Here is a 21,096-nt window from a genome sequence, read left to right as displayed (position 1 = left end):
TAGGGCTTCGAGAGGGGCCGGAACACGTCGCAGCGCTGGGCGCCGACGAGTTCCGGCCCCTTTTGCATGCCGCGAGGCACTGGCGGAGGGGCTCGGCCCAACCGATTCGCGCTAAGAATTGCCGCTTTGGCGAGCCTCGCGTCCCGTGCCTGCTATATTTCTACGCTCTGGTGATCCTGCCTGATCGCGGAGCAACCGTGCTCTTGGCAAAACCCCAGGTCGCGCTTTTCGAGCCGGCTCGAGTGCACCGTTTCTCGGGGATAAAAGTCCCTCTTGACCCCTCGGGCAATCACCAAACTGGCTTTTCTTAGCAGGCAGTCCTTCGTCAGATCGCCTAACCGCGTTTTCTTAGCGCGCGTAAGACGTGGCGTCCTTTTCTGAGGGTGCCATCTCGAAGGTCGAGCCCCTACACCCGGCGAATGGCGGCGGCCATCGGCTCGAGCAGCGCCCGGATGTCGGCCTCCTGATGCGCGGAGTCGGCAAGCGTCGCGCCAAGCCGCTGGAAGATTGCCGGGTCGGCTCGCCCCATGAGCTCGGCGAGCAGCGCCTGCTCCGCGCCAGTCAGCGCGTGCTCCGACGCCACGTTGGCGAGCACGCCGCCGAAGAGCCGCTCGAACACGCGGGCCTTCGGCTCGACAAAGAGGTCCTTCACCATGGAGAACGCCTCCATGCCTGCCTTGCCGCACACGTTGCCCAGCGCCAGGCTTGCCACCATGGCGAGGGGGCCCGACACGACGCCCACGGCCCCCATGAGCACGCGCGCCCCCGTCGCGCCCACCATGTAGCTCGCCTGCGAGGCCGCGTTCGTGGCAACGAGCTCGCCCACGCGCCGCGTCGCGAGCTGCTTCGTGGAGGCGCTCGCATCCTGCGCGACCCGGGCGCCCGCAACGAGCGCCTGTCCCACGGTGCCGCCCAGCTGCTCCGAGCGCTCAGCCGCCCCCTCATCCAGCACGCCGGGCGCCAGCCCCACGCGCCCCCGCAGCCACGCGTCAAGCCAGAAGCCAAGCCCCTCGGGGCGACGGCAGATGACCGACCCCGTCCGCTCGCTCAGGGCCACGTTGGGGACGCGTCCTGTCCGCGCCAGGTTGACGGCCTGCGTACGCGTGTACCAGCCGCATCGCACGAGCGCCCCGGCAAGGTCGGGATCGTCGAGCGGTGGCACGCAACCGTCGGATATGCGGCGACGCATGCGTTGCAGGGCAGCGTCGTACTGGTCGGACGGCACCTCGAGCAGAATCGGATTGCCGGCGTCATCGTAGAACTTGTACTCGCCGTCAGCGTCGAAGCAGAAGTCGACCGTCGCTCCGGCAGAGCTGCGGCACACAGAGCGGACAGCCGTGTCGGGGCCGAGTACGCCGAGCTCGCGGGCAAGCTTGCGCCCGGCCCTGCGCATACGAACGCGACGGTTGTTTATGCGGACACACGCCATGGCGAGCTGTCTGAAGATGCGGCCGTCGAGAAAGGGGGCGCCGTCGAGCGTCGGTGCGCCGTCGACGTGGCTCACGCGCGCCGGGTCGAAGCTCTCCCAACGCACGGCGACATAGCCCAGGCCGTCCACCTCGACGCCGTCGGGCTCGTCGTCGGGAGCCTCCCTGCGCCGGGCGCCAGCCTTCGCCAGCGCTTTCGACGGCGAGCCACCCACGGCGCCGAGCAGCGTCGAAAGCACGCCCTCATCCTCGTCGGCGTCATCTTGCTCGTCGTCCTCGGCGGGGCCATCCTTGAGGTAGAGCGCGGCGTCGGTCAGCACGACGCCGTGAATGCGCGTCCCAAACTCGACGTCGGCCCAGAGAATCTCCTGCTCAGCAGGCACAGGCAGTGCGCGATGAATGCGCCCCACGGCGCGCTCCGTGAGGTCCGTCGGCGAGGCTCCCAAGTCGGCGAGCAGCTGCGTCAGCACGTAGGGCCGGATCGGGGCAGCGCCGGCTGGCAGAGCGGCGCGGGGCGCCCCCGCTCTCGGGGCAGGCCTACCCACGAACGGGCTCCCAGCGGATGAACGCCCACGAGCAGCGCCACTCGTAGTCGCGCGCGATCCGGCCATCTGGTCCCGACGCAAAGTGCTCGGCGATGAACGCGCGAGCAGCGGCCTCCTCCTGCTCCGTATACGGCGCGCAGAAGCGGGCATAGTCGGCGAACACGTCGTCGAGCGTAGCGCCCGTGGGCGGCTTGACGTGCGTGAGGTAGCTCACCTCGGGGAGGCGCCCCATCTGGTAGAGCATGTTCACGAGATAGACGCACTCCTGCTCCATGGGCAGCGGTCGCCCGATGGCAGTCGTGAACAGAGGGTCGAAAAACGGTGAGCGCGTCGTCGCCAGCGTCACGCAGATCTGGCGGCGAGCATGCGCCTCCATCTTGAGGATGGCCGCGCGCAGGTCGTCCGCCCGAAACGAGCGCGACGCGATGAGGACGTCCGCGACGGGCAGGTGCGACCAGTCCCCGAGCCACGTGCCGCGCACCGTGTCGATGCGCTCGCCCAGGCCGTGCTCGTCGGCCCAGGCGCGCAGCTTGGAGAGCATACCCTGCGAGATGTCGGCAGCCGTGACGTGGTGGCCCTCCTGAGCCAGCGGCAGCGCAAGCGAGCCCGTGCCGCAGCCCACGTCCATGACGGTCTCGCCGGGACGGATGGCGGCGCGCTCGAGAAACGCATCCGTGTAGAAGCCCGCCTTGGGACCGATGGGGAACTCGACGGCGCGGCCGTTCCAGTATGCCTCGTCCTGGTCCTCGCTGCGATCCGCGCCCGACGAGCGGGACGCGCGCCACGCTGCGTTCCAGTCGATGCCGCCCTCGGGCTGCACGGAGCGGTCGCGCAGGTCGTGTACCGCCCCCCGCGCGCCGCCCGCCACCTCAGCGCTCTCGACGTCCGTGGGGCGCCGATCGCGACCAACCACGTCCCCACGCGTCGCTGTATCGCTCATACGCGATCCACCCCCCACGTCTCGCCTCTACGCCTGCAGTGCGAAGGCGGCCTCGAAGCCACCGCACACGGCCTCGGCGACGCGCCCGGCCTTCGCGGCGTCGCCCGCAGCCACAACGGGCACGCCGGCAAGCTCGGGCGCCTGCTCAAACGCCTCCACGACGTCGCAGCGCGGACTCACGCCGAGCGCCAGCACGACCCAGTCGACCGCCACCTCCGAGAGCGCCCCGTCTGCCACGGAGCGCACGACGATGGCCCCGTCGCGTACCTCCTCGAGGCAGCTACCGGTCAGCACAGTAGGATCGTGCGGCATGATGCGGCTGAGCTGGTCGTTGAGGATGGCGCCAAACACGTTGCGCCCCAGCATCGGCGCGCGACCGACGATCGTCACGTCGAGGCCGCGATCGAGCAACACCTCGGCCGCCTCAAGCCCCGTCAGGCCGCCGCCGATGACGGCAACCTTCCCGATCGGCTCCGCGACGCCCGTGATGACGTCCTCGGCCGTGCACACGCGCGGCCCATCGATGCCCGGCACGCTCGCCGGCACCTTCGGCGTCGCGCCGCACGCCACGATGACGGCCGCCGGGTCGAGCGCCGCCACGTCGGCCGGCGTCGCCTCACAGCCCAGGCGCACCTCGACGCCGGCGACCTCGCACTGGCGAGCCAGCGTGCGCGTCAAGCGCGTCAGCTTCTCCTTGAGCGGCGTCTTATCGGCGATGTTCAGCGTGCCGCCCAGCTCGCCCGCACGCTCAAACAGCACCGCGTGATAGCCGCGCAGTGCCGCCACGCGCGCCGCCTCCATGCCGGCAGGGCCGCCGCCCACGACGGCGACGGCGCGGCCCTGAGAGCTCGCCGGCACCGCAGGCAGCGCGTCCAGCTCGTCCTCGCGGGCAGCCTGGGCGTTCACGGCGCAGCGGATGGGCAGCGCCTTGCCCAGCACGCGCTCGCGGCAGTACAGGCAGCCGATGCACCCACGGATCTCATCGGCGCGGCCGGCGCGGGCCTTGTTCATGAAGTCGGGGTCGGCCAGCTGAGAGCGACCCAGGCCCACAAAGTCGCACACGCCCTGCTCGAGCATGGCCTCGGCGTCCTCGGGCGTCTTGACGGTGCCTGTCGCGATAACGGGGATGGACAGCGCCTCCTTGTAGGCGCGGCCGACGTGCCACTTCCAGCCGGTGCGGTAGGAGAACGGCTCACAGTTGGCGTCGCCGTTGCGCGCGCTGCCACAGCTGATGGAGATGGCGTCCAGGCCGCATCCCTCGAGGTAGCGCGCAATCTCGACGCCCTCCTCCAGCGAAAGGAAACCCTCGACCGGCGTCATCTCGTCGCCGCACATGCGCAGCGTCACCGGGAAGCTCGCCCCCAGGCGCTCGCGGATACCAGCGATGATCTCGGCCACGAAGCGGCAGCGGTTCTCGACGCTTCCGCCGTACTCGTCCGTGCGGCGGTTGTAGTACTTCGAGAAGAACTGCGCAATGAGGTAGCCGTGGGCGCCGTGCAGCTCGACGCCGTCGTAACCCGCCTTGGCGCAGCGCACGGCAGCGTCGACGAACTTGCCCTCGACGCGCTTGATGTCCTCGAGCGTCATCTCACGCGGGACAGGACGGCCGTCGGCGATGGGCACCGCGGAAGGCGCGATGTTCTGTCGGCCGGTAAAGGCAGGGTTGGACGTGGCACCGCCGTGGTGGATCTGCGCGAAGATGCGCGCGCCGTGAAGGTGCACGGCGTCGGTGAGCTTCTCGAGCTCGGAGATGTGGTAGTCGCGCGCGGCGCGCAGGTTGTGGATCGAGGGGATGGAGTCGACGTCGTCGACGCCCGTATATTCGTTAACGATGAGGCCGATGCCACCCTGGGCGCGGCGCTCGTAGTAGCGGATGAGGCGCGGCGTCGCGATGCCATCCTTGTCGGCGAGGTCCGTCGCCATCGGCATCATGGCGCCGCGGTTGCGGATCTTTACGTTGCCGATGAAGCCTTTTTCGAACAGCTTGTCATACGCCATAGGTGAACTCCCTCTTACCTGATCGTTATTCAACCTGCATGGCGCCGGCTGTGGCGCCCCATCTGCCGCGTTCCCCGGCGGCTCACGTATGTCCAATACGCATCACCACCGGGCGCCTTGCATCTGGGGCACCACAGACGCCGCTCCGTGCTCCTTGGGTTGCACCTGCGAGCGCTCCGTACTCCGTGAGTTGCGGCCGCAAGTGTTCCGTGCTCCGTGGCCGCACTCGCAGGCGTTCAGCAGTTTCCTCGCAGGACGTTCGCGTCGATGCCCTTCAGTGCCTCGCGGTCGATAGATTGTAGCGCCTGCAGCAGGGCGTCGATGTCCGCGCGGGTCGTGAACGCGCCAACGCTCACGCGCACCGTGCCGTCGTGCTCGCGGTCATTGAGGTGGCGATGGATGCGCCCCGCGCAGTGATGCCCCGCGCGCACGGCGATGTCGGCCTGGGCGTCGAGCAGGGCACCGACCTCGTTGGCCCGGAATCCGTCGAGGTTGAACGAGACGACGCCTGCCTGCACGCCGAGGCCGTCCTCCCCGACGAGCGGCGCGCGGTATATCGTGACGCCCGGCACCTCGGCGAGCCGCGGCAGCAGGTAAGCCATGAGGCCGTGCTCGTGACCCCACAGGTCGCGCCCGTTCAGCCACTCCAGGGACGTGGCCAGCCCCGCGATGGCCACGGTGTCGGCGCTGCCGCACTCGAGCTTCTCAGGCAACGTGCGCGGCATGTGCGGGTCCTCGGAGCGGATGCCGTTGCCGCCGGCCAGCACCTCGGAGAGCTGCACGCCGTTCTTCAGCAGCACTCCGGCCACGCCGAACGGCGCATAGAGCGTCTTGTGGCCCGCAAACGTCACGGCATCGGCGCGCAGGGCGCCGAAGCGCAGGCGCAGCAGCCCCATGGCCTGGGCGGCGTCGAGCAGCGTGAAGCACGAGGGACGCGCGTCTTTGGCCCGCACGAACACGTCGCGCGCAGGCAGCACGTAGCCCGTGACGTTGCTGATGGCGCTCACGCACACGAGGTCGGGCGGCAGCTGGGCGAAAGCTTGCTCACAGGCGTCGAGGTCGATGGAGAGGTCAGCAGCCAGCGGCAGCTCCTCGACGCGGATGCCCACCCTCTCGCGCAGCAGCTCGAGCGGGCGCAGCACGGCGTTGTGCTCGTAGGGCGAGACGTAAGCCACGTCGCCCTCGCGCCATGGCAGCCCGCCGATAACCTGGTTGAGCGCGATGGTGACGGAAGGTGTCAGCGCGACCTCAGCCTGGTCGCGAGCGTCGACAAGGCTCACGATGCGTGCCTTGACGTCGCGGATCATGGCTGTGGCGGCCCGGGCGGCCTTGTACGCGCCTCGGCCGGCGTTGACGGCCGCCGTGCGGGCGAACGTGTCGCACGCCTCGTAGACGCACTCGGGCTTGGGAAACGTCGTCGCGGCGTTGTCGAGGTAGATCATCGCGCGCCCTCCTCGTTCGTCGGGGCCTCAAGACCCAGCAGCACGGAGCGCAGCTCGTCGGCGCTGCTCACGACAGCCGCCGCACCCGCGTCCTCAAGCTCGTCGCGCGTGGCCGTGCCAAACAGCACGCCGACGCAGGGCACGCCGTTTGCCCGCGCGCCCTCGACGTCGTAGAAGCGATCGCCCACCATGACGGCATCGTCAGCCCCGACGCCCAGGCCGCTCAGCACACGGCGCACGGCTGTCGCCTTGTCAGCGTGGGCCGGGTCAACTTTGCCCGCCACGACGTCGAACAGGTCAAGCACGCCATCCTCCTCGAGAAAGCGCGCGGCCGTCTCCTGATGTTTCGACGTCGCCACGGCCAGCCGTCGCCCGCGGTCGCGCAGCTCGCGCAGCAGCTCGCCCATGCCAGGGAACAGTGCGTGGGACTCGGGGCCCAGCTTGGCGTACTCCTCGCTGTAGCGGCGCGCGAGCTCGACGGCCTCCTCGGGCGACACGCCATATATGTCAGAGTAGGCACGCGGAAACGGCGGACCCACGAGGCGCCCCGCATCGCCGATCTGCTCGTCGGTCATGCCCCACGCCCGCAGTACCTTGACGGCCGTGGCGACGATGCCCGGCTTCGTGTCGGCAAGCGTGCCGTCGAAGTCGAATATCACGCAGTGTCGGCCCGCCAGATCTCGAGCGTCGGCCGCCTCGCGCTCGCTTGCACTCACCATGAATGGCCTCGCCCTCCCCCGTCTCGCCTGCCCTATCTGATGCGTTGCACATTACTACGGAGGTGGCGAGGCAACGTGTCGATTCCGGGGAGACGCATAGCGAAATCCAGCGAATCAGCCTCATCCTCTTGCACAATCGAAATCGGAGGCGTATTGTTCCCCGTCGCAGTTGGAGGTCATGCACATGCAAGATCGCCGCTGTGAGATGGGCCGTTAGCTCAGCTGGCCAGAGCAGGGGACTCTTAATCCCAAGGTCCAGGGTTCGAATCCCTGACGGCCCACCATCTTCGCTTCTTCGAACCCCTGAGGCTTCGCAGCCCAGGGGTTCTTTCGTATGTGCCCAAACGCTCCCTTAACACACAGGGCGCGTCCTCTTTTGTCACATCTCTGCAACTCCCCATATTCACCTTATATTACTATGGTTTTATGATGCACGGCGCCCACTTCTTGGCCGGTCATGCCTTATTGAATAATTACAAACTGATGCGTAGGATTTGAAGTCTGCATCGTATAATGCCTAATATATTAATTTATTATTTGTTAGATCACGAACTCGCAACATGCTTTGCAGTTATATGGATACTGGTTCTCATTGAGCGAGTAGAGCCATTAAGAAATGAAGGACGACGTATACTGCGCCGTGGAACGCAGGTCACTACCCATCGCGACCGCCAGCGGCGCGCTCCTTGCGCGCCTCCGACGGCACAGCACAGACCACCCGCCGCGCGCGCCTGTCGCGCACGACGGTCTGGGCGTCAATACCGGGGGGACGACGCCGATGCACGTGAGTTACGAAGCTGTGATCATACCGAACGACTTTGGCGGATACCGGGTCGAATGTCCTGACCTGCGCCCGGGCGTGAGCTGGCCAGCAAGCAGCGAGCCTGAGGCCGCGGCCGTTGCCGCCTCCGTCATCGCATACCATGTCTGCTGCTGCGTGCGCAACAACGAGACCCTACCGCAGACGCTCTACGGCCACGAGGCCCCCGCTGGCGGGCTCGTCATGAGCATATCCGTCGACCTCGACTCGCAGGAGGGACTGCTGCCCGGCTACTGCACCGTGGCGGCCGCAGCCGAGATGCTCAACGTCTCCACGAGCCGCATCCGCGCCCTCGCCCGCGCCGGTCGCCTCGAGTCGCGCAAGCACGGTGGCCTGTGGTTCATCTCGACCGACTCCGTCAAGGACCGCATCGAGCACCCGCGCAAGCCCGGCCGTCCCTCGAAGCACGCCGCTACCTGCCCGGCCGGCATGTACGGCACGAATGACCTGCTCGAGGACTAAGCGCACGCATCGCCAGAGAACAACGAGGGGGAGGCCGTCTCCAGACGAGGCGGCCTCCCCCTTTTCATGCACACCCGCCGAAACGGGTCTCAGAGAGCAAGGACTTAGCGAGCGCCCTTCTCCAGCGCCAGGTCGATGATGCGGTCAAGCATCTCGGGCACGTCGTATCCGGCCTCGCGCAGCATGGCGGGATAGCGGCTGTAGTACGTCATGCCGGGCATCGTGTTGACCTCGTTGAACACAAACTCGCCCTCAGGCGTCAGGAACATGTCGACGCGTGCCAGGCCGTCGCAGCCCAGCGCGCGGTAGATCGTGCGGGCCGTCTCCTGGGCGCGAGCCGCATCCTCAGCCGAGATCTCCGCCGGGCAGATGATCTTGGCGTTCTCCTTGTTCTCGCCAGGCTTGGCCTCCTGGTGGATGCGGAAGAAGCCGCTCTGCACCGTGATCTGGTCGGGCACGCCGCAGATGAGGTCGCCGCCAGCTGCGCCCAGGACGCCGCAGCCGACCTCGCTGCCCGTGATGGCGCTCTCCATGACGATCTTGAAGTCCATGGAGCGTGCCGTCGCCAGCGCTTCGGCCAGCTGGTCCTCGCTCTCGACCTTGCTGATGCCGAACGACGAGCCGCCGTTGGCCGGCTTCACGAACAGCGGGTAGCCCAGGTCCGCCGCGAAAGCGCGCGCCTGCTCCATGTCCGGGTCGCCGACGATGGCATGACAGCGCGGGCAGCGCACGCCAGCCTCCTCAACGAGGCCGTACGTCGTCGCCTTGTCCATGCACAGCGCCGACGACAGGATGCCGCAACCGACGTAGGGCAGGCCAGCCTGCTCGAACAGGCCCTGGATGGAGCCGTCCTCGCCGCCGCGGCCATGCAGCACCGGCAGGACGACGTCGATGCGCTCCGTCGAGAACGTGCCGTCCTCGCGCAGCTCGACGATGCCGTGGATGTCGCGGCTCGGGCTGATGAACGCAGGCGTGCAGTCGTGCGTCTGCCACTGGCCGCCGAACACGTCGTCGATGGCGCCGCGGTAGCGCAGCCACGTGCCGTCGGCCGTGATGCCGATGAGCACGAGGTCGTACTTGTTGGTATCAAGGCCGCGCAGCACGGTGTCGGCCGAGCGCTGGGATATCTCGTGCTCGGTGGACGTGCCGCCAAATATGACGCAGAGGCGGGTCTTGCCCTGGGTTGAGTCTGCCATAGCTCGATGGTCCTTCCCTCGTGGATAGGGTCGGCCGGGATGGGCGCTTGGTCGACGCCGAGCCCGGCACACGCACACCATGGTACCCGTTACACAAGGCAAACGTTGCGAGAGATGGGCCGAACGGTCGGGAGGCGCAGGCTAAGCCCGCGACGCCGACAGGCTATGAGAGGCGCGAGGCGTCGGCGGGATCGCGCACAACCTGAACGACGAGCTGGTGAGGCAGGCACGTGATGACCTGGCCGGGCCAGCTTGCCGACCCGCTGTCGACGCACACCTGGTTCTTGCAGTCCGAGCTGTCGACCCGCACCGCTCCCCCGCTGATGGCGACGACGTTCTCGCCTAGGTCGCTGCTCACCGTCAGCGTCGTGTCAGCGTCGAGCGGCAGCACCTCGCAGAAGCCACGCGTGTTCTGGACGACGGCGTACAGGCCGGCCCCGGGGAGAGAGCCTGCGGCGTCAGAGCCGCCCGAGGCGTCCGCGCCGGGAGTGTCGGGCAGCGTCGAGGCGCCGTCGACGTAGCCGACGACGGAGTCGAGGCCATCCGTGGGATTCGGGGCGTCTCCCGAGTCTGAGGCCGTGGGGGCCGCACCGCCCCCGACGCCGAACCACGTCGTCGCGGCGACACCGCCGGCCACGAGCAGCGAGCCTGCCAAAACGAGGGCGTCGGCGCGCGTCAGCCACCAGCCCCGCTCGTCAAGACGCACGCAGCCGGGGCCACCCTGCCGGTTCGGGTCGGCGCTCACGACGCCGCCCCCAGGGGCACGTAGCCGTACGCCTGCTCAAAGCCGTCGGTGAACGTCACGGCATCGTCAGCGTCGACGAACAGGGCCTCCGCCTGCAAGTCGGCGTTATCGGCGAGCCAAGAGCGCGCCCCGTCCACGCCCATGACGAACAGGGCTGTCGACAGGGCGTCGCCCGCCAGCGACGAGGGCAGAACGACAGACAGGCCCGCGAGGTCCGTCTGCACGGGGTAGCCCGTCTTCGGGTCGAGGATGTGGTGGTAGTCGACGCCGTCCTGCTCGAAGTGCCGGTCATACAGGCCGCTCGTCACCAGGGCCCGGTCGGCGACGCCCACCTTGCCGATGAGGCCGTTCGCGTCGCCCATCAACGCCGCCATGCTGTTGCGCGGGTCGCGAAGGCCGATCTGCCACGGCGTGCCGTCGGGCTTGGTGCCCAGCGCGTACACGCTGCTCGTGCCGAGGTTGATGAGGCCCGACGTGACGCCGGCCGCCGTGAGCTTGTCGGTGATGGCCTGCGCTATCCAACCCTTGGCAACGCCCCCCAGGTCGAGGCGGGCGTCGGGGTCCTCTAGCGTCACGGTCGTCCCCTCCACGGAGACGCGCCGGTAGTCGACGTGGCGCGCCGCCTCCTCGAGCGCATCGTCGGAAGGCTTCACGGCGTCCTCGAAGTCCCACAGCAGGCTGGCGGCGCCGATCGTGATGTCGAAGGCCCCGTCCGTGCGCTCGCACAGCTCAAGCGAGCGGGCGATGAGGTCGGCCGTGTCGGGGTCAACCTCCACGGGCGCGCCGCCGGCGGCGTTTATGCGCGAGATGTCGGAGCCATCGAGCTGTACCGAGAACAGCTGCTCGTAGCGGGCGCAGCCGCTCTGGATGTCGGCGAGCAGCTCGTCGGAAGCACCGTAGGCCGAGACCTGCACGAGCGTGTCGAACGCGAAGAACGCAGTCGAGGCGGGACCGGAAGCGTCGGCCGCCGACGAGGAGACGCCGGGACCCTTCGCGACCGAGTCTGCGGCGCTTGAGGAAGGCGCGCTTTCAGGCTCGGAGCCACCCTCTGCGGGCATGGTGTCGGACGGCCCGCAGCCGCCCAGCGCTACGAGCGGCAGCGCGGCGCACGCAGCGAGAAACGCCCGTCGTCCCAGCGGGTGCCGCTTCGTCTCCCTCACGTTCGACTCACTCATGCTCAGGACCTTTCTCAGAGGATGGGGCGCCGTGCCCGCCCTCTCGCGCGAGACGGCGCCGCTGGGCGCGCACAATGCCCGTCGAGGCCGTCGCGCGCAGCACGAGGCGGCACAGGTATCCCACGACAAGGCCGCTCGCCACGCCGGCAACGAGCAGCACGGGCAGGTAGGCCAGGGCGATGCGCGGCGTCAGCACGAGGGCGACGACGGCCATCTGCCCCACCATGTGGAACACGCCGCCCACCATGGACAGCCCGGGCACGGACAGCGCTCGCCACCTGCTCGCCAGGGCCATGGCAGCCCAGCTCAGCATGCCTCCCGCCAGGCTGTACGCGAACACGGTGGGGTTGCCGAACAGCAGCGCCGACGCGCATACCTTCACGAGCATGATGACGCCCGCCGGGCGCGCACCAAACACGACGAGCGCGTAGAGGACGACGATGTTGCCCAGGCCGAGCTTGATGCCCGGCACAGGCACGGGAGGCGGCACGAGCGACTCGACCCAGCCGCAGACGAGGGCGAGGCCTGCAAGCACGCCATAGGTCGCCACCTGCGTCGCGCCCATGCGCCCGCGCCGATGCGCCGCGCCTTTCGCCATCGCCCCCACCTCCCCCTCCTGTCAGCGCCTTGCAAAACCGTCAGCCAATCTCCCGCCGCCCGTCACATCGCCCGGGCGCGTCTGCCCTACGATGACACGTGACGTTCCCCTCGCGTCCGGCGTGGCCGAACCGAGGCCCCGCCCAACGGAAACCACAATTATAGGAGTCGCGCGAAATCGCGGAGAGCTCTTGGTTGAGGGCTTCCCGACGGCGCCCTGAGGGGAATCATAGGATCACACACCTACACGCCCACGATTCCAGCCGGAGCCGCGCCTCGCCGCAGCCTCGTGGAGTCGTTGTCACTGTTGGCCCGCATCGTCACGCTCTTCGGGGGGAGTTCGTCGCCATGCCTATAGCCGCCGCCTTCGTCGTTCCGCACCCTCCGCTCGCCCTGCCGGGCGTCGGCCGCGGTCAGGAGCGCCAGATCGCCAGCACCGTCTCGGCGTACAAAAAGGTGGCAAAGCGCATCGCCGAGCTCAAGCCCGACGTGCTCATCGTTTCCTCGCCCCACGCCACGTCGTACTACGACTACATCCACGTCTCGCCCGGCACGCGAGGCGCTGGGGACTTCTCCGCATACAACGACCCGTCCGACCGCATAGAGGTCGCCTACGACGCCGCGCTCGCCACCGCCATCTCCAAGGAGGCGTCCAAGGCCCGCATACCGGCCGGAACGGCGGGCGAGCGCGTCAAGGAGCTCGACCACGGGACGATGGTGCCGCTCTACTTCATCCAGACGGCCGGAACGACGGTGCCCATCGTGCGCATCGGCATCTCTGGGCTGTCGGCGCTCGACCACTACCGCTTCGGCCAGTGCGTTGCGCGGGCCATCGAGAAGCTGGGCCGCCGTGCCGTGTTCGTGGCGTCGGGCGACCTGTCGCACAAGCTGAAGAAGAGCGGCCCGTACGGCTTTTCCGCCGCAGGCCCGGCGTTCGACCGCGAGATCTGCAAGATCCTGGCCTCCGGTGACTTCAGCGCCTTGCTGCAGATGGACCAGACGATGTGCGAGAACGCCGCCGAGTGCGGCCTGCGCTCGTTTCAGATGATGGCCGGCGCGCTCGACGGCAAGTTCGTGCGCTCAGAGCTGCTGAGCCATGAAGGACCGTTCGGCGTGGGGTACGGCGTCGCCGCGTTCGAGCCGCTCGGCCCCTCGCCGCTGCGGCACTTTGGCGACGCGCTCGAGAAGCAGCAGATCGACGCCCTCAGCGAGGTACGCTCGCAGGAAGATCCCTACGTGCGGCTCGCCCGTAAGGCGCTCGAGAGCTGGGTGCTCACGAAGCGCCGCATCAAGGTGAGCCCCGACACGCCGTGGGTGTCGACGAGCGAGACGGCGGGGTTCACGCTGCCCGACGACATGCTGACGCAGCGCTCGGGCGTGTTCGTCTCCATCAAGAAGAAGGGCGAGCTGCGCGGCTGCATCGGCACGCTTGAGGCGACGCGGCGCTGCGTGGGCGACGAGATCGTCGAGAACGCCATCAGCGCCGGGACGCGCGACCCGCGCTTCCCCACCATAAAGCCCACGGAGCTCAAGCTGCTCGTGTACAGCGTCGACGTGCTCGGTGAGCCCGAGGTCATCGACGGGCCGGGCCAGCTCGACCCCGCGCGCTACGGCGTCATCGTGAGCACGTGCGACGGTCGGCGCGGCGTGCTGCTGCCCGACCTCGAAGGCATCGACACGCCCGAGAAGCAGGTGTACATCGCGCGCAGCAAGGGCGGCATCGACCCCTACGAGCGCGTCACGTTGCAGCGCTTCGAAGTCGTGCGACACCGATGAGCCCCGCGGGCGGAGGTACTTGCGGGGAGGGGACGACGGCAGGCCGGCCGGATGCGAGCAGAGGCACCGCGGGCGCATCAGCGAGCAGCCCGGGCGCAGGCGTGGACGCCGCAAGCACGTCGGCGGGCCGCTCGGGCATAGGCGCCGGCGTTGCGAGCACACCGGCGGGCCGCCCAGGCGCGGAGGGAGCGGGCGTGGGAGCGCCGGCCGCGGCTGCCTGCCCCGTGTGCCCCCACCACTGCCGGCTGAGGCCGGGCCAGCTCGGACGCTGCCGGGCCCGCGTGGGCGGAGCCGATGGGCAAACGATTCCGCTGAGCTATGGGCGCGCGACGGCGCTGGCGCTCGATCCCGTGGAGAAGAAGCCGCTCGCCCGCTGGCGCCCTGGAACGCTCGTGCTGTCTGTGGGCTCGTACGGCTGCAACCTGAGCTGCCCGTTCTGTCAGAACGCCCACATCGCAGCAGCGGGGGCCGACGACGTCGACTGGCGAGAGCTCGCTCCCGACGAGCTCGTGGCCATGGCCTGCCGGCTGCGCGAGCGCGACGGACGCGTCACCGGGCTGGCATTCACGTATAACGAGCCTCTTGTGAGCTGGGAGTACGTGCGCGACTGTGCCAGGCTCGCCCACGCCCGGGAGCTCGCAAACGTCCTCGTGAGCAACGGCTGCGCGTGCACCGAGGTAATCAGCGAACTCTGCGGGCTTATCGACGCGGCGAACATCGACCTCAAGGCGTGGGGGCAGGCCGGCTACAACCGACTCGGCGGCGACTTCGCGTGCGTCCGCTCGACGATAGCCGCGCTTGCAGCCGACCCCGCCTGCCACCTCGAGGTTACAACGCTCGTCGTGCCGGGACTGAGCGACGCCGAGTCCGATGTCGACGCCATGGCGGCCTGGCTCGCGGAGCTACCCTATCTCGAAGACGGTGTCTCGGCAGGAGATGCATCGATCACGTACCACCTCACGCGGTTCTTCCCGCGCCACCGCATGGCAGACGCCTCCCCCACCCCCGTCGCAACCGTCCGCCACCTCGCTGACGTCGCCCGCCGCCACCTAGGGCACGTCTATGTCGGCAACTGCTGAGACAGGGGCGCCTCTCGCGGAGCAAGTCTTGTCGCGGGGATCACGCCAGCTGGCCAGAAAGCCGGCTCGTGCATGGCGCCCCCAGAGGCGCACCCCGTCGCCAGGATGTTCGATCTCGCCAGCAGCACGTCTACCTGCGTGCTTCTTGCCGTCGAAGTCCGTCGCAACGGCGTGCGCCCGAGAGGGCATATACACGAGCTCGTTTTCTGCCCGGAAAAGCGTCCCTCCCATGCAAGATCCGCCCGGGACGCGCCGGAAAACCGCGGACGCCCTCGACATGGCAAGACAGCCGGAGCGAAAGGCAGAGATCCCAGTCGGGCCGACCACCGGCCGCGGAGCGGAAGCCAACGCCCACCGCAAGACATCCCGAGCTGATGCTCCGATCGATTCCCCAGCCCCCACGAGACGCTCCGCATCGAGGCTCGCTGCCCCTTCCCCGCCTTCCACATCCTTATGGACCGCATGCGATATGCTCTCGACAGACACGCCTCGGGGCGTACGGGAGAGGACGGGATTCATGGGGACGCACGCAAACACACCACCGGAGAGAGCACGGGTCACGCCCGACAGTCCGGGCGGCTGCAGCGCCCCGCGTCGCGTCAACGCCCCCTCACCGAGCCAGTTCGGCCTTGGGTTCTGGCAGGCGTGGTGGACGCTCGCCCTCTGCTCGCCGACGATCATTAACGACACACGCGCCGTTGCCGGGGCTACTCCCAGCACGATCGTCCTCACTCTCACAACGCTGGGATACCTCGTCATCGTCCTCGCAGGGATGCGCGGGCAAACGTTCTCCGAGCGACGCCACTCGCTCGTCGCGTGCTCGCTGCTCTGCGGCGCGGGATCGCTTGGCATGGCCCTCGTCACGGCCGGCGTGCTGGGGATGGGAGCCCCTGCCGACGTGACCTACCTCGCGTGCACTGCGGTGTTTGCCCTCGGAAACGCCTTGCTCCTCACCATGTGGGGAGAGCTATGGAGCACGCTAGCAACAGGCAAGGTCGGACGCTGCCTCTGCACGTCATACTTGTTCGCCATCGCCCTGTACCTCGTCGCGGCATACCTGCCAGCCATCGTGCGCGTTGCTCTGCTCGTCGCGCTGCCTGCCATCTCGTGCGCCTTTTTGCGCTGGGCTCGTCGAGAGCCTCGCCGCAGCACCGGCGGAGCTCCCCACGCCGGCAGCCCATCCCCCTCCCTGCTCGCCCGTGCCCTCGTCGCAGCCTTCGCGCTCAACCTGGTGTGGGGCCTCGGTATGCCGCTCCTGGGCGAACTCGACGGCATCTCGCTCGACGCGGCATTGTCATCGGGACAGCTCGGCTATGTCGTGGCACTGGCATGCCTCGCCTGCCTGCTGCTGTACATCATGACGGCGCGACCCGAAGTCGAGGCGTTCGCGCTGCATGCGCCAGCCATCTGCGCTCTCGCCGGCGGCGTGCTCCTGTCCATGGCGCTTCCCCCACAGCTCGCGTTCGTTGGTAGCGGACTCGGCGTGTTTGGAGGAGCGTGCCTCGACAACCTTGTCATGCTCGCTGCAACTGACCTCGCCTTCCTGACGAGGCGCCCCGTCGCCCTCACACTGGGCGGGGCCCTGCTCGTTGGTAGGGCAGGATCGCTCGTGGGCCGCATGACGTACAACATGGCGGCCCCGCTGCCCGACGGTCTGCCCGAGACGGTTCTTCTGCTGTGCGCGCTGATCGTTGTCATCGTAGGCTGCGCCCTGTTCTCTTCCGTCCAACTGCGCTTCCTTTACCAGACGCCTTCCCCGCAAGCCCTTGAAAGCACGGCCTCCGAGCAAGACCGCTGTGTGCTGCTCGCCCAGGCTCACGGGCTCACCGCGCGCGAGACGGAGGTTCTCGCCCTGCTCGCGCGAGGTCGCAGCGCCCCGTTCATCGCCGACGAGCTGACGCTGGCGCTGGGAACGGTGAAGAACCACATCAGCGGCATCTACCGCAAGGCGGGCGTTGCGGATCGCCAAGGCCTGCTCAACGCGATCGAGCAGGCCGACGGACGGGACCATCACGCAGAGTAGTCGCCAGGCCCATTCGCTCGCCCGTATTGACACGCGCAGTTTCCGCAGGTAGATGACATAGGTCGTTTCGTCATGACTCTCCGAACCTGCCCGTGTACTTCCGCCATGACGATTTGGCCCTTCCCCAAGAGTCCCCACACGCGACATAGTGGAAGGCGTACCGAGCGCGACGCCGAACAAGCTCGGAAGCCAATGGGCGCCGCGCCTCCTCAGAAAAGAAAAGGGGAACTCTTATGGACCAGGCATTCTCCCGCAGAAGCTTTGTCGCCGGCGCAGCCGTCGCAGCCGCGTCGAGCCTCGCAACCACCTCCGCGTTCGCCAGCGAGAAGGCCGGCAGTGCCGAGGCTGACGCCAACGTTGCCGGCGCGCCCACGCCGACGTCTCCCGCATTCAACCCGCCGTCGTGGGCGACGAAGCCCGCGCCCATCTCCGACGACGAGATCGTCGAGACCATCGAGACCGAGGTGCTCATCCTCGGCGCGGGCAACGCCGGCTGCTCCGCCGCCTGCTCCGCCGTCGAGAACGGGGCCAAGGTGCTCGTGTGCGAGAAGACGGCCCAGGTCAACGGCCGCGGCGGCGTCGTCGGCGCCTGCAACTCGCGCCTGAACAAGGAGCTCGGCATGGAGATCGAGCCCGTCGCCGCGCAGTACCGCTGGGTGCGCACCTGTGGCAGCCGTGCCAATGAGGCACTCATCACGATGTGGTTCCGCAACTCCGGCCCCGCCATGGACTGGCTGCTCGACAAGGCAGACCAGTACGGCGCCACGTACAGCATCTATGCGGGCTACGCGGGCAACGCCATCATCCCGGAAGAGCCCGACGCCCACAGCTTCGGCATGGGCGACTTCGCGATGCCTCCTGAGACGGGCTACTTCGTGCCGACCGCCCTGCTCTACCAGAGCTCCATCGACCGGGGTGCCGAGTACATGTTTGAGGCGCCAGCCGTCCAGCTCGTCCAGGACGAGGCGACGAAGCGCGTTCAGGGCGCAATCGTCAGCACGGCCGACGGCTACAAGAAGGTGCTCGCCTCCAAGGCAACGATCCTGGCGACCGGTGACATCGCCGGCGATCCCGAGATGATGACCTACTACTGCGAGAGCCGCATGCAGCGCATCCTGCGCAACGACTACGCCCCCGTCGGCGTCAACACCGGCGACGGGCACAAGATGGGCATGTGGGCTGGCGGCGTCATGCAGGACGGCCCGCTGCCCACGGCGCTGCACCCGCAGGCGTACTCCATGTTCCACGGCCCGTTCATGTTCGTGAACAAGAACGGCCAGCGCTTCTTCAACGAGGCGAACTGGGTGCAGGCCAAGTCGCTGCAGATGCTCAACCAGCCCGAGGCCGTGGCATTCTCCATCTTCGACGCGAACTTCGGCGAGGACACGAAGGACAGTCTGCAGTATGGCGGCGGCATGTTCTGGGACACGATGAGCCGCACGGTCGAGCAGGAGTTCGACCCGCAGCAGATCGTCGACCTCGTGGAGGGCGAGGCCGCCGCGGGCAAGGACGTGCTCGGCAACGAGACGGCCGTCACCGCATGGAAGTGCGACACGCTCGAGGAGCTGGCCGACGCCATCGGCGTGAACAAGGAGAACTTCCTCAAGCAGGTCGAGGAGTACAACGCGATGTGCGAGGCCGGCGAGGACACGCAGTTCGAGAAGGAAGCGCACTTCCTCTACCCGATCAAGCAGGCGCCGTTCTACGCGACGAAGACGGGCCCCTGCATGCTTGCCGTCGTGGGCGGCCTCAAGGTGAACACCGACCTCGCAGTCATCGACGCGCAGGGCGAGGCCATCCCCGGCCTGTACGCCATCGGCAACACCTCGGGTGACCTGTACGCCGTCGACTACCCGATCAACATGCCGGGCAACTCCAACGGGCGCTGCCTGACGTGGGGCTGGCTCGTCGGCAAGACGGTGGCAGCACTGTAAGCCCGAGCCCTCCTCGAACACCAAGCTTGACACGAGGCGCCGCGCGGCCATGCATCCGCGCGGCGCCTTCTTTTTTGCGTGCGCGGCTGGATGCGCGGTACAGCGGGCCAAGACCGCTTTGGGCGCGCACCAGACCCGCCGTCGGCACCGGAAGAGAGCCCGGGCGCGCTTCTGCGCAAAGAGAGGCGCCTTCTGGGCAGAAAGCGGCGCCGTGTATGGCACCGATCGGAGCAGGTGCCGCCGATGGGACGGCCCGCCTCTCGCCTGGGAGCAAACTCGCAGGTAGGCTTACTGCCGGTGTGCTTAGACATCTCGGGGGCGAATCCGAGTGCGCGGGTTGCAACATACATTGGTGGGATTCCTGGCCGCCAAGGGCCGTCGCGCATACAAAAGGGGCCGCCTCATGGTGCTCGCTGACAGGCATGTATGAATCCTCGGAGAAAGACTCCCTGCCAGCGAACACCGTGAGACGGCCCCACGTTGGAACTCGGTTGGAGGCGCCCGCAATGCCCGGCGCCCCCAACCGTCGCGCCTCTTACAGCGAGCGGGTATCCCCGCCCTGGTCGCGCTCGTCCCGGCGACCACGCCAGCCGAGCAGCACACCCACGCCGGCCAGCGCCATGCCGCTCGCAGCCGTCAGCGCCATTCCCACAGGCGACGTGTCATCGCTCGTCTTGGGGATGCCCGGCTTGTTGGGCTTCTCCGGCGTTTCGGGCGTCTCGGGCGTCTCGGGCTTGCCGGGCGTCTCCGGCGGCGTGTACGTGTTCGTAAACGTCGGAACATCCGTGCCTGCGCCGTCGTAGCTCACGCTTGCGACAAGCTCGTGATCGTCGTTCTCGCTCACCGTGACCGTTGCGTGGTGAACGGCGTCGTCGTACACCACGCCCTCCGCGTCGCCCGCACGCTCGACGATCGAGTACTCGTGCGTACCCGTCGCATCGAAGCTCTGAGCCGGGAAGCTCACCGTACCGTCAGCGGCGTTCGTGGCGCTCGCCAGCGGCGCGTGGCCGCCCGCAGCGAGATCCTCTGCAGAGAGCATCCCCTCGTAGAGATCGAACGTAAACTCGCCCTCGGCCAGGTCGCGACCCTCAAGCACCTTGCGCGCGCCGATCTGAGCCTCGACGGCCTTTGGCGCGTAGGCGTTCGTGAACGCAAGGCCTTTGACGGGCGCGCCATCAGCCGCAGCGTACGAAACGCTTGCCGCAAGTGCGCCCGTGCCGTCATCGCTCACCGTGACCGTCACCGTGTACACCGTCTTGTCGTACGTGATGGTCTCGTCGGAGCCGGCGCGCTCGCTCACCTCATACGTAAACGTGCCGACCTGATCGAACGACATCGAGCCGAACACAAACGCCGCGCCGTTGTTCTCGACGCTCGCCACGCCATCCTGGGCACCCGAGGGCATCGGGATATCAGCGACGGCAAGCTGCGTACCATCCGCCAGCGTGCCGCTCAACGCGCGCAGCTCGAACGAGAACGCGCCGGTCACGGGCTCGAGCGTCGTGCCGTGGTCACCGTTGTCGATCGCCTTCGTGCCGCCGAGCTCAACGGAGGCCGGCGTCGCCTTGTACGTGTTCGTGAAGCTGAACAGTGGCGCAGGGCTCGTCGGGTCAACGGAAACGCTCAGGCCGTCCTTGCCCAGATCGCTCACCGTAATCGTAAACGTCTTCGTCGCAGCCTCGTCGTTCGTCACGCCCGCAGCCGAGCCGGACTCTGTGACGGTGTACGTAAACTCCTTGGACGCCTCCCCGCCCAGGTCGGAGCGGTGGAACGTGATGCCGCCGAAGTCGACGGAGCCGTCGGCGGCGTTCGTGGCGCTCGCCACGCCGCCCTCGGGCATGGGAGCGCCGTCGGAGCCGCTCAGCGTGAACGTGAACTTGCCGGCGATGTCGGCGAGCGTCGTGCTCATGCCGGGCGCCTCGAGCGCCTTCGCGCCAGAAACGGGCACGCTTACCTCGGCGTTGTCGAACGCGTTTACGAACGAGACCGGGTACTCGGCCGTACCCGCCTCGGCGCCGTCGGCCGTCGAGGCGAGAGCACTCAGCACGCCGTCACCCTCATCGGTCACCACGACCGTCAGGCTCACGGAACCCGTGACGGCCCCCATGCCCAGCGGCAGATCCGACGTGTCCTCGGCCACCGTGTAGTGCAGCGTCCACGTCCGCTGGCCGGCGTCGTTCGTGCCGGCCTCCGCAAGGCCAGCCTCGGCCGCGGCCTC

Annotated in this window: 15 protein-coding genes and 1 tRNA gene; 6 read left to right on the top strand and 10 right to left on the bottom strand. The window is 68.1% G+C overall.

The annotated features are described in order from the left end of the window. Positions 1–406: 406 nt before the first annotated feature. The 5 genes from KHZ24_09935 to KHZ24_09915 form a co-directional block, all read right to left on the bottom strand. Entirely contained in the window at positions 407–1,897 is a 1,491-nt protein-coding gene (locus tag KHZ24_09935; GenBank protein ID MBS5451506.1) for a hypothetical protein, read from the bottom strand. Positions 1,898–1,964: 67 nt separating this feature from the next. Beyond that, positions 1,965–2,912, bottom strand: a complete 948-nt coding sequence (locus KHZ24_09930; GenBank protein MBS5451505.1) for a methyltransferase domain-containing protein — start codon at positions 2,910–2,912, stop codon at positions 1,965–1,967. 27 nt (positions 2,913–2,939) lie between these two features. After that, a complete protein-coding gene (locus tag KHZ24_09925) occupies positions 2,940–4,910 on the bottom strand; it encodes an FAD-dependent oxidoreductase (protein ID MBS5451504.1) in 1,971 nt (656 codons plus the stop codon). Between the two features lie 236 nt (positions 4,911–5,146). Beyond that, positions 5,147–6,352 carry an aminotransferase class V-fold PLP-dependent enzyme gene (locus KHZ24_09920; GenBank protein ID MBS5451503.1) on the bottom strand — a complete coding sequence of 402 codons (1,206 nt, stop codon included), beginning with the start codon at positions 6,350–6,352 and terminating at the stop codon, positions 5,147–5,149. Next, positions 6,349–7,071, bottom strand: a complete 723-nt coding sequence (locus tag KHZ24_09915; GenBank protein MBS5451502.1) for an HAD hydrolase-like protein — start codon at positions 7,069–7,071, stop codon at positions 6,349–6,351. Before KHZ24_09915 ends, KHZ24_09920 begins: the two co-directional genes overlap by 4 nt. Before the next feature lie 207 nt (positions 7,072–7,278). Here KHZ24_09915 and KHZ24_09910 point away from each other — a divergent pair. Further along, positions 7,279–7,355, top strand: a tRNA-Lys gene (locus tag KHZ24_09910). A gap of 500 nt (positions 7,356–7,855) precedes the next feature. Then, positions 7,856–8,353 (top strand): helix-turn-helix domain-containing protein, encoded by a 498-nt coding sequence (locus KHZ24_09905; protein MBS5451501.1) that lies wholly within the window; start codon positions 7,856–7,858, stop codon positions 8,351–8,353. A gap of 104 nt (positions 8,354–8,457) precedes the next feature. Here KHZ24_09905 and KHZ24_09900 read toward each other — a convergent pair whose 3' ends face one another. The 4 genes from KHZ24_09900 to KHZ24_09885 all read right to left on the bottom strand — a co-directional run bounded on the left by KHZ24_09900 (position 8,458) and on the right by KHZ24_09885 (position 12,004). Next, the gene (locus KHZ24_09900; protein MBS5451500.1) at positions 8,458–9,549 is read right to left on the bottom strand and encodes a D-alanine--D-alanine ligase; all 1,092 of its coding nucleotides are present in this window, start codon (positions 9,547–9,549) and stop codon (positions 8,458–8,460) included. A 163-nt stretch (positions 9,550–9,712) separates the two neighbouring features. Beyond that, positions 9,713–10,294 carry a NusG domain II-containing protein gene (locus KHZ24_09895; protein ID MBS5451499.1) on the bottom strand — a complete coding sequence of 194 codons (582 nt, stop codon included), beginning with the start codon at positions 10,292–10,294 and terminating at the stop codon, positions 9,713–9,715. Beyond that, on the bottom strand, positions 10,291–11,469 hold the full coding sequence (locus KHZ24_09890) for an FAD:protein FMN transferase (protein MBS5451498.1): 1,179 nt from the start codon (positions 11,467–11,469) through the stop codon (positions 10,291–10,293). Before KHZ24_09890 ends, KHZ24_09895 begins: the two co-directional genes overlap by 4 nt. Further along, positions 11,462–12,004: a Gx transporter family protein gene (locus tag KHZ24_09885; protein MBS5451497.1), complete on the bottom strand. Its 543-nt coding sequence runs from the start codon at positions 12,002–12,004 to the stop codon at positions 11,462–11,464. Before KHZ24_09885 ends, KHZ24_09890 begins: the two co-directional genes overlap by 8 nt. 410 nt (positions 12,005–12,414) lie before the next feature. On the opposite strand from KHZ24_09885, the gene amrA reads away from it, so the two are divergent. The 4 genes from amrA to KHZ24_09865 all read left to right on the top strand — a co-directional run bounded on the left by amrA (position 12,415) and on the right by KHZ24_09865 (position 18,878). Continuing rightward, positions 12,415–13,842, top strand: coding sequence for an AmmeMemoRadiSam system protein A (amrA, locus tag KHZ24_09880; protein ID MBS5451496.1), 1,428 nt, complete (start codon positions 12,415–12,417; stop codon positions 13,840–13,842). Beyond that, positions 13,839–14,921, top strand: coding sequence for a radical SAM protein (locus KHZ24_09875; protein ID MBS5451495.1), 1,083 nt, complete (start codon positions 13,839–13,841; stop codon positions 14,919–14,921). Before amrA ends, KHZ24_09875 begins: the two co-directional genes overlap by 4 nt. Positions 14,922–15,438: 517 nt before the next feature. Further along, positions 15,439–16,944, top strand: coding sequence for a helix-turn-helix transcriptional regulator (locus KHZ24_09870; GenBank protein MBS5451494.1), 1,506 nt, complete (start codon positions 15,439–15,441; stop codon positions 16,942–16,944). Positions 16,945–17,177: 233 nt separating this feature from the next. Then, positions 17,178–18,878, top strand: coding sequence for an FAD-binding protein (locus KHZ24_09865; protein MBS5451493.1), 1,701 nt, complete (start codon positions 17,178–17,180; stop codon positions 18,876–18,878). 535 nt (positions 18,879–19,413) lie between these two features. Here the strand turns inward: KHZ24_09865 and KHZ24_09860 are convergent. After that, the coding region (locus tag KHZ24_09860) for a hypothetical protein (GenBank protein MBS5451492.1) at positions 19,414–21,096 on the bottom strand (1,683 nt) is incomplete at its 5' end.

The sequence above is a fragment of the Coriobacteriia bacterium genome (assembly GCA_018368455.1).
GTDB lineage: Bacteria > Actinomycetota > Coriobacteriia > Coriobacteriales > UMGS124 > JAGZEG01.
This window is presented reverse-complemented; position numbering and strand designations above follow the sequence as displayed.

What these genes read in the sequence shown, in the direction of transcription:
- KHZ24_09925 (MBS5451504.1), bottom strand. Translation starts at nt 4,910, where the DNA reads ATGGCGTATGACAAGCTGTTCGAAAAAGGCTTCATCGGCAACGTAAAG.
- KHZ24_09920 (MBS5451503.1), bottom strand. Translation starts at nt 6,352, where the DNA reads ATGATCTACCTCGACAACGCCGCGACGACGTTTCCCAAGCCCGAGTGC.
- KHZ24_09875 (MBS5451495.1), top strand. Translation starts at nt 13,839, where the DNA reads ATGAGCCCCGCGGGCGGAGGTACTTGCGGGGAGGGGACGACGGCAGGC.
- KHZ24_09900 (MBS5451500.1), bottom strand. Translation starts at nt 9,549, where the DNA reads ATGGCAGACTCAACCCAGGGCAAGACCCGCCTCTGCGTCATATTTGGC.
- KHZ24_09870 (MBS5451494.1), top strand. Translation starts at nt 15,439, where the DNA reads ATGGGGACGCACGCAAACACACCACCGGAGAGAGCACGGGTCACGCCC.
- KHZ24_09915 (MBS5451502.1), bottom strand. Translation starts at nt 7,071, where the DNA reads ATGGTGAGTGCAAGCGAGCGCGAGGCGGCCGACGCTCGAGATCTGGCG.
- KHZ24_09890 (MBS5451498.1), bottom strand. Translation starts at nt 11,469, where the DNA reads ATGAGTGAGTCGAACGTGAGGGAGACGAAGCGGCACCCGCTGGGACGA.
- KHZ24_09930 (MBS5451505.1), bottom strand. Translation starts at nt 2,912, where the DNA reads ATGAGCGATACAGCGACGCGTGGGGACGTGGTTGGTCGCGATCGGCGC.
- KHZ24_09865 (MBS5451493.1), top strand. Translation starts at nt 17,178, where the DNA reads ATGGACCAGGCATTCTCCCGCAGAAGCTTTGTCGCCGGCGCAGCCGTC.
- amrA (MBS5451496.1), top strand. Translation starts at nt 12,415, where the DNA reads ATGCCTATAGCCGCCGCCTTCGTCGTTCCGCACCCTCCGCTCGCCCTG.